At 70.0% G+C, this 14,793-nt stretch carries 3 protein-coding genes; 1 reads left to right on the forward strand and 2 read right to left on the reverse strand.

Features of this window, described 5'->3' with window-relative positions; translation table 11 throughout:
- Window positions 1–80: 80 nt before the first annotated feature.
- On the forward strand, window positions 81–11,471 hold the full coding sequence (locus tag CFB46_RS36100) for an LWXIA domain-containing protein (RefSeq protein ID WP_179235127.1): 11,391 nt from the start codon (window positions 81–83) through the stop codon (window positions 11,469–11,471).
- Between the two features lie 45 nt (window positions 11,472–11,516).
- On the opposite strand, the gene asnB is transcribed toward CFB46_RS36100, so the two are convergent.
- Both asnB and CFB46_RS28640 read right to left on the reverse strand, forming a co-directional pair.
- The gene (gene asnB / locus CFB46_RS28630; RefSeq protein ID WP_089502073.1) at window positions 11,517–13,484 is read right to left on the reverse strand and encodes an asparagine synthase (glutamine-hydrolyzing); all 1,968 of its coding nucleotides are present in this window, start codon (window positions 13,482–13,484) and stop codon (window positions 11,517–11,519) included.
- Between the two features lie 266 nt (window positions 13,485–13,750).
- Window positions 13,751–14,782: an EscU/YscU/HrcU family type III secretion system export apparatus switch protein gene (locus CFB46_RS28640; protein WP_027781113.1), complete on the reverse strand. Its 1,032-nt coding sequence runs from the start codon at window positions 14,780–14,782 to the stop codon at window positions 13,751–13,753.
- Between the last annotated feature and the right edge of the window lie 11 nt (window positions 14,783–14,793).

Genomic DNA, 14,793 nt, shown 5'->3' on the forward strand with positions numbered 1-14,793 from the left:
GCCTTTCTACACTCCAAGCTTGACCGTAATGGCATCGTAATGCGCGCCCCGTCGAGCGCGGCGCGACCGGGAGGAGTTTGATGCTGGATATCGACGGCGTCGGCATGGGCGCCAACTGGATGGCGTTCCTCGAGCGCACGCTCGAAGCCGAACGCGCGCAAGCGGCGAGCGAAGCCGCGCGGCAATCGGGCGATCCGTCGAAACAGCAGACCGCCACGCCCCCGCCGCCGCCGATCACGGTGCAGGTCACGTCCGATACGGACCCGTCGAAGCCGACCAATGCCGAAATCGCGTCCGCGACCTCGCTGATCCAGAGCCTCGCCGAACAATACCGGCCCAAGCCGCCCGACATCACGGTCGACGATCCGCTGACCAAAGCCGCGCAGACCGCGATCCAGAGCGCGCAGACCAAATACGACAACGCGCTGCAGGACGAGCAGGACAAGCAGACCGCGCTGACGAACGCGAAGAACGATCCGTCCACGACGAAGGACGCGCTGGCCGGCGCGCAAACCGCCTACGACAACGCGCACCAGGCCACCGCGAAGGCGGAAAAGGAGCTCGACGTCACGACCGACGCCGGCTACATGATCGCGTACGCGCAGCAGGCCGACCACGACAACGAAGCGCTCGATCCGAAACGCGCCGGCTCCGCGCAATCCGACGCGAATGCGGCGCTCGACCGGCTGAAAGCGGCGGTGCCCGGCATCGACGACGATCCGACCAAGGCCTCGCAGGACAACTGGACGCCGCAGCAAAAGCAGGCCTACGACGCGTGGCAGAAGGCGGACGCGAAGCTGTCCGAAGCGAAGGCGCTGCACAACGCCGACATCGCGAACTCGAATCTCGCGCTCGCCCAGTTGCAGTCGTATGCGTCGAACGGCGATTACGCGGATGCGATGGACGCCGGCATCGCGCGCATCAACAAGGAGCTTGCGCCGCTCGATCGCGTGATCGACGTGCCGCCGGCGCTGAAGCCCGACGAGGCCCGGACGCAACTGACGCAGAGCGCCGACGACGCGAACTATGCGAACGCGTGCCTGAATGCGGCAACCGACGCGGCGAAGGTCGCCGACATACAGGGCACGTACAACGCGGTATCCGGCAAGTACGGACCGACCGTGATGAGCACGACGGTCGCCGCGCAGCAAGACCTGCTGGATCACGCGCAGGCGAGCGCGCGCGTGAGCGGCGGCTATTTGCAGATGCTGTATGCGAATCGCCAGGTCGACGAACAGCAGAAGAACTACGACGCCACGCAAAAGAGCGCGACGCAATGGCGCCGCGACCATCCCGGCGTCAAGCTGATGGATCCGCGCGCCGATCTCGGCGTCGAAGACGCGGCCACACAGCTGTCGAAGGCGAAGGATGCCGCGAGCCTCGCGCACGACGGCTATGTCGCCGCGTACGGCAACGCGCTCGCGATCCACTACGACGATATCGCCGCCGGCGTGCAGAATCAGTACGACCACCGGACGATGTGCATCGCGAACGATCCGACGCCGCTCGAGATCAAGGGCCTGAAAACGATCGCGTCCGCGCTCCATCAGGCAGACGAGCGGATGACCGCGTCCGTCAACGAGCGGGCGACGAAGCAGGCGCTCGTCGATGCGCAGGCGAAGCAGCAGGACCTGAAGATCAAGGTCGACGGATTGCAGGCCCAGTACGACCAGTGGAACCTCGATCACGGCATCGGCCCGACGCCGAGCGTGTTCTCCGTCGCGAAACCGCAGGGCACCCCGAAGAACATCCCGTTGACGGCGCCGGTGCCGTTCCTCGTCAATCCACACGCGAAACCGCTTTCCGATGCGCTCGCGGAACTCGATCAGGCGAACCAGGATGTCCAGCGCGCGCAACTGCGCGTCGAAACGTTCCATCAGCAGGTGCTGTTCAACGAATTCGACGCGCATCTCGACGAGCGGTTGCGCAATCCGAAGACCGAATCCGATCAGAAGGACTACGCGAAGGCGCTGTCCGACTTCTTCGGCGCGCACCGCAGCGAGCTGTCGCAGTCGCTGCTCGACAAGGCCGGCGAAGCGACGCAGCACGGCACGCGGATCGACTTCGGCCAGCTGAACCTCACGCAGCAGCGCAACCTCGTCGGCGTCGCGATCGGGCTGTCGCCGGACCGCGCCACCGACGATCGGAACGCTGCACAGTTCAGCGACGGCAAGAAGCTCGAATCGATCGACAAGGTCCGCGACGAGCTGCTGAAGGTGGGCGGCGGCGCCGGCACGCGCGTCAACGTGATGCCGATCGTCTATGCGTCGAAGGATGCCGGCCTGGTCACGAGCGCGATCTTCAAGGTCACGAACGAGAACGGCGACACGCATTACGTCGACGATCAGGGTGCGAAATACTCGAGCATCGACAACTTCATCGACGACAACTCGCTGTCGTCGGACGGCACGCTCGACATCGCGACCGGCTACGACGCGAACGGCACCGCGCGGATCGACCCGCACAACACCGCGCACGACGACAGCTGGTGGGAAAGCGTGATGCATACGTTCGGTTCCGGCGACGTGAACCTCGGGATGCTGCTCGGCGGGATCGCGCTCGAAGTCGGCGGCGGCCTGCTCGACGCGACGGTGTTCGGCGCGCCGCTCGGCGTCGCGCTCAATGTGGCCGGCACCGGGCTGATCTACACGTCGGCGGCGGCAGCCGTCGCGAACTCCGGCTACGACCTCGCCAATCGCATCCAGCACGATCGCACCATCAGTCCGCTCGATGCGGAAGCGCGCGCCGATTACCTGAACCTGGTGCCGGCCGGCGTCGGCGGCGTCGGCAAGATCGCCACGCTGCTGAACGACTCGAAGGGGCTCGCCACTTTCGTGCGGCGCGCGACGACGGTCACCGGTCTCGGCGGCGCGGCGGAAGCCGGCGTGCAGTTCGTGCACGATGCGGCGACGGGTCATACGGACCGGCTCGCCGGCGATGCGTCGTCGTTCATCCTGAATCTCGGCCTCGCGCAAGGTCACCAGAAGCTCAAGGCCGTGACGACCGGCATCGTGCGGCGTACCGGCGGCTTCGGCGGCCGCGACCTGAACAACCAGGCCGTGCAGATCGGCGACCAGACCGTGCGCATCGGCCAGAGCCGCTACACGGCGACCAACACGCTGCGGCTCGGCCGCACGCGCGCGACCATCGACGGCCGCAGCGTGACCGTGGCCGGCGACGGCACGCTGATGGTCGGCAAGCGCGTGCTGACCTACGAAGGCGTGCCGATCCGCGTATTGAGCCGCGCGAATGCGGTGAATACCGGCTCACGCGGCACGACCGGTACCACTGCGTTCGTCGACCACGAAGGCCGCATCACGATCGCGGAGCGCGTCGACGGCTCGTGGCGCACTCTGGAGCGCACGCGCTTCAACCGCTACGACACCGATGGCCGCATCACGGCCGGCCGGGACGGCAGCCTGACGCTGTCCGACGGCATCGAGCTGCGCGCGCCGAGCCAGGTCGGCGCGCCGCGCGGCGCGACCCCGGCGCCCGACACGCCGACGCCGGCCGCGCCGTCGCACGACGACGGCGCGCGCACGAATGCGGCCCGCGCGACCCCGTCCGCGCTGCGCGCGGCAGCGGACCCGACGGCGGCCGTCGCCGAGCCGGCCGCCGCGACGTCGCGCGCGAGCGCGCAGGCGGGCCGCTCGTCCGCGCAGGTGCGCGAACGCGCCGCCGAGAACGACCAGGATGCGCGCACCGCCTCGCGCGCGGATCGCCGCAGCGGCGACGCACGGACGGTCCAGTACCGGCGGGTCGCCGATCCGGCCGACGCCGGCGCGGGCGGCCCGCTCGAACCGCTGACGTTTCGCCAGCGCGTTGCCTGGACCGTCCTCCATGCGATCGAATCCTCCCCGCTCGCCCCGGGCTTCGCCGCACGCGATGCCGATGTCGCGGTCGCGCCCGGCGGCGCGCGCGTCGAGCAGCACAGCTACGGCGGTCGCACGCTGTTCGTCGTGCGCAACGGCCGCGCGGATGCGCCGCTGACGCGCGCGGACGGCACGCCGCTGTCCGGCCACGAACTCGCGCTCGACACGCGTCACGGCCTGCCGGCGCCGTCCCGGCTCGACGAACCGATCGTGCTCGTCGCGGAAGGTGCGGAGGCTGGACTGGCGCCCGAACTCGCGAACGTCTGGAACCGCCCGGTATTCGTCGCACCGCGCGGCGCGCTCGCGGCGGACGGCACGATCCGCGCGACCAGCGGCTTCGTGCGCTTCGATCCCGCGCCGCATCCGGAGGTCGCGCTCGGGCCGCTGCGGGCAGACGGCCTGCAGGTATTTCACGCCGATAGCGGCAAGCCCGTGGACCTGAACGAGCATCTCGGCGCGCTGCTCGGGTTCGGCGCGCACAAGGGCGGTTTCGCGCTCGGCCGGGACGCGGTCGTCGCCCTCTACGAGGATTTCAGCACGCGCGCCGAACAGCGGGCCAGCGCCGACGCCGAGCGCGCGGCGCTGGCATTGCTGCGGCGTCGATACGATCTCCCGACCGTCGCGATGGACGGCCCGTTTTCGCACGCCAACCGCGTCGCGGTGCTGTACCAGCCGCGCGGCGGGCTGCATACCGGCGATGCCGGACGCGGGCTGCTGCCGACGACGCTCGACCCCGAATCGCTGCAGACCTTGCGCACGCTGCGCGATGCGATCGTGCAGGACCGGCTGTATTTCGATCCGCAAGGCGTGTATCGCGACGGCCGGCTGCTGCTCGCCGATCCCGGCCCGATCGAAACCAAGAGCGACGCGTATCGTCAGACCCTGGCGGACGTCGACGATCAGATCACGCTGCTCGAACGCGGGATCGAGCGCGGCGACGTGAAGCTCAAGCGCCCGGACGTGCAGATGCGTGCCGGCGGCGCGCCGCTGCCGAATCAGGTCAGCGCGCTCGCCGAACAGTCGGGCACGCTCGCGCAGCAGATGCGCCTGCTCGGCAGCGACCGCTCTCGCGCGAACGCCGCCGGTAAGCGTCCCGGCGGCCGCTATACGCGCAAGGCGCTCGAAGCCGAGGCGAGCCGGCAGCTCAATTCGTTCGAGGCCCGCTACGACGTCGACCTCGGCAATCGCGCCGATGCACCTCCGCACGATGCCGGCGATCCGCCGCACGACAAAGGGGGCCGCAACAAGCCGCGCGACGATGCACCGCGCTCGATGCGCGAGATCCAGGCCCAACGCGTCGCGTGGTCGCGCGCGAACGTCGAGCGCAACGCATCGCCGTTCGGCGCCGCGATGCCGGCGCTCGATGCGCTGGGGCTCCGGCGGCGCGGCCTCGTGTCGATGGATGAAGCCGACCGTCTCGCGATCGTCCATGCCGACACGCAGCCCGACGGCACGCTGCTCGGCCCCGACGGCCGGCCGATCGATCCGCACGGCTTCTCGCTGCTGTCGGACGCGCCGTACGCGGGCCAGCGCGTCGTGATCCTGGCCGCGCGGCACGCGAACGAAGGCGCGGCCGCGCAACTGGCGAACCTGTGGCAACGCCCCGTCTACGCGGTGCATCCGGACGCCGTCGGCGCCGGCGGCAGCCTGACCGACCTGTCGGGCATGAACCGCTACGTGCCGGCCGCTTACACGCAACCGGCGCTCGGCGAGCTGTCGGTCACCGGCGGCCAACTGCACGTCGCCGGCGACCCCGCGCGCACCGTCGACCCCGCCGATCATCTCGGCCCGCTCCTCGGCTCCGGGCTCTACAAGACGGTATTCGACGGCGGCACGGGCCAGGCCATCGGCTTCTTCCGCGACACGTCGCCGGACGGCATGGAAGTCGCCCACGAGGAGATCGGCGCCGAACAGGGCGGCCTGCGCGAACTGAAACGGCTCAACCTGCCCGTCAGCACGGTCGACGGGCCGTTCTCGCACCTGGGCCGGGCCGGTGTCGTGTACAAGCCGGCCGCCCTTCTGAGCAGCGCCGCGATGGAGAAAGGGCTCGGCCTGCCCGGCGTGGTCCGGCGCAGCGGTCTCGGCGATCTGGTGAACATTCGCAACGTCACGCAACAGCACGGGCTGCTGTACGACTTCCAGGTGCTGTTCGGCCGCCATGGCGAGGTGCTGCTGCACGATCCCGGCCAGGTCATGCACAAGGCGGACCCGGAAGGCGACGTCGTCGAGCGGATCGACGGCGTCATCGACACGATCCAGCGCGGCATCGCGACGGGCCGCATTCGCCTCGCCCATCCCGCATACGCCGAAAGCGGCGCGTACGCACAACGCCCGGGCATGCTCGGGCGCGTCGTGCAGCGGTTCCGCGGCCGCGTGCTGCTGATGCGCGCGCATGCGATCGCGCGGCAGTCGCCGACCTTCCGCGCGCAGATGCGGCTGGCCCGCAGCGACGGCTGGACGATCCGCTTCGGCACGCCGGGCGGCGGCCATTACGCGGATGCGCAGACACGCACGATCGTGCTCGACGGCAGTACGCGCCGCGCCGGCACGCTCGTGTTCGTGTGGGGCCACGAACTGCAGCACAGCGTCGATCTCGCGACCGGCGCGCTGGCCGCCGAACACGCCAGCCCCGAAGCCGCGGTGGCCGCGTTGCTGAAGTCGGATGCGCGCGCGGAGGTCAACGCGTACACGATACGCAACGAAATCCTCGCCGCCGGCGGGCCCGATATCGCGACCCACGCGAAGCTGCCCGACGCGCTCGCGCGGGCGACCGAGCATGCGCTGACGAGCCGTGATCCGGCCGCGCTCGACGCCCTCGCGGACACGTTCGGCGACATGCGCACGTCGACGCCCGGCAATCCGACCTATCGCGACTACTACGGCGAACAGGTTCGCTCGGCCGCCGGACGCCCCGTCGCGCCACGGCTCGCCGCGCCAGCACGCGGCCGCCATGCGGTCGACGGCGGCGCGATGAAGCACGCGCGTGCGTGGCTCGACGAGCGCGACATGCGCACGCTGACGCGCGCCGAAGGCCAGCAAGCGCCCACGCTCGGGCATCTGGTGCAGCAGACCGGTACCGACACCACGCTGCTGATCTCGCGCGCCGGCAAGCCGACGCCCGACGCGCCGCCGACATTCGTCGCGACGGCGCACGTCGATGCGAATGGCGCGATCCTTCGCCTCCGCTTTCTGGGCAACGCGCTGAACGCCGAAGAACGGCAGGCGCTGAAGCAGGCGCTGTCGAGCGCAACGGAGCGTAGCGATCCGGCCGGCACCGCCGCCGCGCGACGCGCGTTCGATTTCCATGCGTCGCCCGTCACGCACCGTGAACTGGCCGCGCTCGGCGGCCCGGCGAAGATCAAGCCCGCGCGTGAAGGCGAGACGGTCGAATTCACGCGAAACGGCCGCGTGCGCGACGCGTACGTCGATGCGATCGACGCGCTGTCGAACGCGCCGCATTTCGCGCGCGCGAAACAGGCCGCCGCCGCGGCCGGCCACGCCGACACGATCTACGTCGTCGACAAGGCGACCGGCAAGATCGCCGGTCATGCGCGCTACGACTCGGCCACCGGTGTCTGGCAATACCAGGAAAACGCACCGCACGCGCAGACCCACGTGAAGGAGCGCCCGCTCGCCGCCGCGTACCCGCAGCGCGGGCGCATCCGGTTGCGGCCGAAGGGCAAACTGCACAGCGTGCCGCTCACGCGCGCCCGCACGCGGGGGATGACGTTCTTCGTCAGCAGCGTCGAACCGGCCACGCTGGCGCGAGTCGGCGACCGCTTCGACGCGCCTCGACCGCCGAAGAAGAACAAGACGGAAGTCCTGCCGCGCCGCGGCCTTCAATACGGCGGCCATGTCGCGATCAGTGGCATGCACGGCCTGCGGCGCCGCTTCGCGTCGCTGACCGGTGCGGGCGCCGCGATCGCGCTGCGCCGCGCCCGCGCGATCGCGACGCTCGGCCGCGCGTCGCCCACGACGCGCACGCTTCCGGCTGGCGGCACGCGCACGCCCGCGACCACCGCGCCGGCGCCCCGCACGTTCGAAGCCGGCCTGCTGCCCGTCGCGTCGGGTCACGCGCTGGATTTCAGCGGCCACAACGTCGTGCACCTGCTCGGTCTTGCGAAAGCGCGCGGCCTCGTGCCCGGCAAGCATTTCATCTACGTGTATGGCGGCGGCGACCGGATCGCGTACCGGCTCGGCAAGCCGCGCGCGGTGATCACGGCCAACGCGGAAGGCGAACTGACGTGGCATGACAACTGGCGCAAACCGGACGGCCCCGGTGTGCCGCTCGAAGCGTCGCCGATCGGCGGCGGCCCGTACGGCGGCGATACCCATCTGCTGCTGACCGAACTCGCACCGGATGCGCTGGCGGAACACGCGCGCGGCACACGGCTCCAGACGCTCGAGACCCGCCTCGCGTACGTCGACGCGCTGGCCAAAGACCCGTCGCCGGAAACGTCCGACGCGCGGCGCAACTGGGGCGCGGCCGAAGCGCAGCGGCTTCGGTCGCAACGCAACGCGGCGCTGCAGTCGATCCGCCGCGCGAACGCCGCGGCCGCACGCAACGGGCAAGCGGCATCGGGCCATCCGGTGCTCGACGTGCGGACCTATCAACCGTCGCTCGTCAGCACGACGCAGGTCGAATCGCTGCAGCGCTATGGCGACGGCAACGCGTCGGCCCTGCTCGCGCACTACGACCGGATCGACGCACTCGTGCAGCACGCACGCGATCCGCGCGCCGCGCCGCTCGAAGTCGACGATGCGGTCGACGGCGTACCGCCGGCGATCATGGCCGACGCACAGGCGTTGCGCGACACCGGCATGCCGCTGTACGTCGCGCGGGACTGGTCGGGCGGCGGCTCGCGCTACGCGCCGATTCCGCTCAGAAAAACGGTGCTGAGCCGTTTCAGCACCGCGCTCGCGACCGATCGCGCGCTGCGCCGCCGGCTCCTTGCCGCCGATCCCGCGTACCAGCAGCGCGTCGTGCCGATGAGCCGCGCGTTCCGGCTCTCCGACGATCCGGCGACGTTCGTCGCGCAGATCGAGCGGCACGGCGGCGTGATGTCGGCCGTGACGATCGTGATCGATCCGCATACGCTCGTGGCCACGCGCGGCGCGAAGCACGACCCCGCCGTCGTGCAGGACGCGAAGTCGATCGGCGACCACCGCGACGCGACGATCGACTACTGGACCGGCACGATCACCGGCGCGAACGGCAAGTCGATGCGTATCGACGACCTGGCCGAGAAATACGTACACGACTGGCTCGACGCGTCATCGAAGGCCGGTTTCCTGCTGCGCTTCGAAATGGCGCCGGCGCGGGCGCTGGTGTCGTCCGTCGACCATCGGCATCAGCCCGGCTCCAACACCGGCTATCACGACCACGCACGGCTCGGCGCGCTGCTCGAATCGTGGAACCGGAAGCACCTCGGCCAGCCCGCGCCGCACGTGATGGTGACGTTCCATGGCTGGGACACCGTGCCGGAGCCCGCGTCCGGCGCGAGCCATCTGGAGCTCGCGAAATCGCTGCTCGACCACCCCGCGCTGCCGTGGGTGCACGTCGGGCTGTCGTACGCGACGCATGGCTCGGACTTCGTCGCGAACCAGGAACTGACGACCGCGCTCGCGACGCTGCTCGTCGAACGCGCCAGGGCGAACGACCCGACGTTCGCACGATTGCACGGCGCCGACGCGCTGACGCGCGTGTACGACCGCGTCGATCGCACGACGCTGATGAACCAGCACAGCCTGCTGCTCGCGGAAGTCGACCGCATCGGCCGGGCACGCGGCATGTCGCCCGCGCGGATCGCGGCGTTGCGCCAGCAGCTGTACGAAGGCAACACCACGCAACTGCTGCATCGCGCCCGCTATGCGACGTCGCGCTTCGCCGCCGACAAATGGGCCGCCGACCCGCGCCGTGCGCCCGCGGCCAGCGATGCCGCCCGGATGTTCACCGAACGGTGGCTCGCCAACGTCGGCGCGCGGCTCGCGGCGCCCGAACAACTCGTCACGACGGACGGCGGCGGCACTGGCGTCGAACCGCTGCAGGCATGGCGCGAAACCGTCCTCGCGCCGGCCCTCGTCGTCGCCGATACGCAACCGATCAGCGAAAGCCGGCTCGTCAGCGCGCAGACGAACGAACCGATGCGGCCCGACGATCCGCTCGCCGCGGCCGCGGAACTGCATGCGCTGCGTCTGCATCAGCCGGACAGCTGGATCGCCGCGCTGCTGAACCGCAAGAACCTGATGTCGATCGCCGTCGGCGCGGCGGCCGGCTTCGCCGTCCATCACTTCGGCCTGACACCGGAAAAATTCAAGCAGACCGCGAACGCGGCGTTCGTCGGCGTGCGGACCGGCCGGCTCGTGCAGGCCGTGCACCAGGACACCGTGCGCGCGCTGAAAAGCGGCGATCCGCGGCTGTTCGACCGCGTAATCGACCGCTTCGTCGACGGCCTGAACAATCAGCTCGATGCGCACCAGATGCACGCCGAGCAGCGCAACGCGTCGCTGATCCTGCTCGCGGAAAGCGCGCGCGCGAAGATCCATCTTCAGCTGGAATTGCACAAGGCCGCATCGCTGCCCGCGGACAAGACGCTCGAGTACACGAAGATGATCGCCAACGACATGCTCCAGCAGATGCAGGGCGTGCTCGCGGGCACCTCGATCCAGCAGCTGCATTACGGGAATCCGCGCCGCTTCATGGGCAAGGCCGGACGAGCCGCCGCGATCGCCGGCTATGCGAGCCTCGGCGAGCTGTCGCTGCATGCGCTGCTGCAGAATCCGTCGGTGGTGCCCGCGCTGGGCGCGGCCGGCGCGCTGCTCGGCATCACGTACACCGGCCTCGTGCAGGGCAGTGCATTCGCACACCTGAGCATCGAACGGCGCAGCCGCGTCGTGCGCGGCATCGACCTGATGTCGGATCTCGCGAGCATCGCCGGCGGCGCGATCGCGCCGTTCGTCGGCCCGCATCCCGCGATCCACTCGGACTTGCCGATCGCGATTTCGTCGCTGTCGTCCGCGACGCTACTCGCACTCGCGCGCATCGACACGCATTTCCCGAACCTGCCGAAGCGGCTCACCGGCTCGATCCCGACTTCGCTCATGGTCGCGCCGATTCTGATCTATGTCGGCAAGTGGATCTACACCGCGTTCGAGGACGACGACGGCAAGCCGCCGCCATCCGGCACGCAGCAGCCGGGCGGCGGTCCGACCCAGCACGCCGTCGCGCCGTCGCCGGCCGCCACGCCGGGGCAGCAAGCGCCCGTCACGCATGCGGCGCAACCGAGCGCCTCGCCATCGCCTTCGACGAGCGCCACACCGTCCCAGCCGCAGCCCTCGCCAGGCACGCCATCGAGCCCGCCGTCGCCGTCGCCCTCCGCTCAGCCCTACATCGTCGTCGACGGCGATTCGCTGTGGGTGATCGCGGACCAGCATCGCCAGTCGCTGCTCGACGCCGCGCACGTATCGCGTGCCGACCAGCAGGCGATGACGCGCGGCGAGCAGGATGCGCGTGCGCTGAACGAGATCCTGCAGCTCAATCCGTCGGCCGCGCGCGATCCCGCGCACTTGCCGATCGGCACGCCGCTGGTGGTCGGATGATGGTCGGCCCGCCGCGCACCCCATGCGGCGGGCGCGACCATGCCGTCACCCCGCGCGCTGCGCCTCCAGCCACGCCTGGAACATCAGCACCGTCCACAACTGGTGCTGCCAGTTCATCCGACCCGTCTGGTGCTGGCGCCACAGCCGTTCGACCGCCGCCGCATCGAAGAAGCCTTCCTCGCGCAAGCGCGACGGCCGCAGCAGCGCCTCGGCCCAGTCGCGCAGCGCGCCGCGCAGCCAGTGGTCGACGGGCGCGCAGAAGCCCTGCTTCGGCCGGTCGATCAGCGCGGACGGCACGTACCGGTCGAGCAGCCGGCGCAGCAGTGCCTTCGACTGCCCTTCCGGCAAGCGCACCGATGCCGGCACGCGCCACGCGAATTCGACGACGTGATGATCGAGGAACGGCATGCGCGTCTCGAGGCTCACGGCCATCGCCGCACGATCGACCTTCGCGAGAATGTCGGTCGGCAGGTACGTGAGCGTGTCGATCGCCATCGCCTGCTCGGCGAAGCTCAGGTGCGCCGGCCACGCGGACACCGTGTCGAGCGGCGTCGGCGGCTCCTGCCCCGACAACGCGATGCGCTCGGGATGATGCACCGACGACATCAGCAGCCGGTACAGCCCGATGCGGCTCTCCGCCGTCATCACATGGCCGAGCTTGTGCAGGCGATCGCCGATGCGCGACGACGATTCGCGCGCCTCCACGCCGCCCCACGCGCCCTGCGCGACGGCCGCGAGCTGGTCCGCGTGATCGGGCCGCAGCGCATGCAAGGCGGCGGCGATCCGCGCGCGCACGGCGGCCGGCACGCGATGCAGCTTGCGCCAGAGGCGTGGCGTCAGGAAGTAGCGCGTATAGCCGCCGAACAGCTCGTCGCCGCCGTCGCCGGACAGGCTCACCGTCACGTGCCGGCGCGTCAGTTCGGAGACGAGAAAGGTCGGGATCTGCGATGCATCGGAGAACGGCTCGTCGTAGATCGACGGCAGCTTCGGCACGACGCCGAGCGCATGGTCGGCCGTCACGTAAAGCTCGGTATGGCGCGTGCCGAGATGGCGCGCGACGGCCTTCGCGTAACCGGCTTCGTCGTAGCCGGCCTCGTGAAAGCCGATCGTAAACGTATCGACCGGCGTCGCCGATTGCGCCTGCATCAGCGCGACGATCGCCGACGAATCGATGCCGCCCGACAGGAACGCGCCAAGCGGCACGTCGGCTTCCATCTGCCGCGCGACGGCCTGACGCAGAATCGTGTCGAGCTGGTCGACGGCTTCGTCGGGGCTGCCCTCGAACGGCTGCGCGCGGCCCGCCTCGATCGCCTGTTCGAGCGTCCAGTACGCCCGCACGCGCGGCGTGTCGCGCGCATGTTCGAACTGGATGTACGTGCCGGGCGGCAGCTTGCGGATGCCGCGATAGATCGTGTAAGGCGCGGGCACGCTCGACTGGCGCAGGTACAGGCACAGCGCGTCGCGGTCGACCGTGCCGTCGAAGCCCGGATAGCCGCGCAATGCCTTCAGCTCGGACGCGAACACGAGCGCGTCGCCGATTCGCCCGTAGTAGAGCGGCTTCTCGCCGATCCGGTCTCGTGCGAGCGTCAGCACCCGCGACGCGCGATTCCACAGCGCGAACGCGAACATGCCGGTCGCGCGGCGCAACGTGGCCTCGACGCCCCACGCGACGATCGCCGCGAGCAGTACCTCGCTGTCGGAATGGCCGCGCCACGCCGGTGCGCGCCCCGCGCGCTCGAGCTCCGCGCGCAGTTCGCGATGGTTGTAGATTTCGCCGTTGAAGACGAGGACGTAGCGGCCGCACGCGGAAGCCATCGGCTGCCGGCCGTGCACCGACAGGTCGACGATCGCGAGCCGCCGGTGGCCGAGCGCAATGCCGGCCTCCGGGTCGACCCAGATCCCCTGCCCGTCCGGCCCGCGATGCGCGAGGCTCGCCGTCATTCGCGCGAGCGTGCCGCGCGCTGTCTCCTCATCGAAGGCGACGCTATTCAGAAAGCCGTCGATTCCGCACATTGATTTGTCTGCCCCTGTTGACCTGTCCCGTCACGCGCGGCGCAACCTCCGGCCCGCCGTCGGGCATGACGGTCGAGCCATATTACGAAGAAATAAATCAGCAATAATTCACCAGTGAACGTCGGGAGGGTTTGGAAAAAAATAGACGTCAAGCGCCGTGTGCGCATGACGGTGCGACAGGGCCATATCGAATCGGACCCGTCGCCCGGGACGGCCGGCAAACCGGAAAAAGGGCGGCATGCCGACAGGGGCGCCGCCACGCCGCGTCAACCCGCGCCGGTCGCCCATTTCAGCAACTGCGCGACCTCGCGGAAATGCTGCGGCTGGATCGTGCCGTTCTCGGGCGTCGTCTCGTACAGCGCCTGCGCGAGCCCGACGTTCGCGAGCGTCGGGCGCAGCGCGTCGCGGGCCAGCCGCACGATCCGCTCGGCCGCGTCGCCCTCGCCGCGCGCGAGCACCCAGGGCAGCGAGCCCATCCCGCCGTAGTAGAGCGCGACCGCGACGCGCGGCGAATAGACGACCACCGACGCATAGCCGATCCGGTCGGGCAACGACGCGAACTGCGCTTCGCGCGCGAGCTGGCGGCGCTTCGCCTGGACGTGCGGATCGCCTTCATCCTCCTTGTGCTCGCGCCGCACTTCGTCGATCGACATCTTCATCTTCTGGTTGAACTCGTGCCGCTGGTGCACGATGTCGATCAGCGCCATCACGATGTAGATCAGCGCGGCCCAGCCGAACAGCAGCATCAGCAGCTTCACGATCAGCGCGAGGATCGAGACGGGCCGCGTGAAGCCCGACTGCACGGACGGGTCGAGCGACTGGACGATCAGCCAGCCGAGCGTCGCGACGAGCAGCGCCGTCTTCAGCAGCATCTTCGCGAGATTGACGAGGTTGCGCAGCGACCACAGGTTCTTCATCCCCTCGGCCGGATTGAGCCGCGACAACTGCGGCACGAGGCGGCTCCACGCCATCACGCCGCCCACCTGCACGAAGCCCGCGAGCAACCCGGCCAGCAGGCCGGCGGCCACGATCTGCGCGGACAGCATCGCCCAGTCGCGCGCGGCGCCGTCGATCAGCACCGCGAGCCGCGCGGACGGATCGGCCGCGCCGACCGCGTCGAACACGAGCCGGAACAGCGCCTGCAACCGCGCGAACAGCGAACCGATGCCCACCGCGAGCGCCACGCACACCCCGACGAAGAACGCGGATGAAACCGTTTCCGCGCTCTTCGGCACCTCGCCTTTCTCGCGCGCCTCGCGCAAGCGCTTCGCGGTCGGCTTCTGGTCCTTTTCGGCCATGTCGGCTCCGG

Source organism: Burkholderia sp. HI2761 (assembly GCF_002223355.1).
In the GTDB taxonomy this organism is placed as follows: domain Bacteria; phylum Pseudomonadota; class Gammaproteobacteria; order Burkholderiales; family Burkholderiaceae; genus Burkholderia.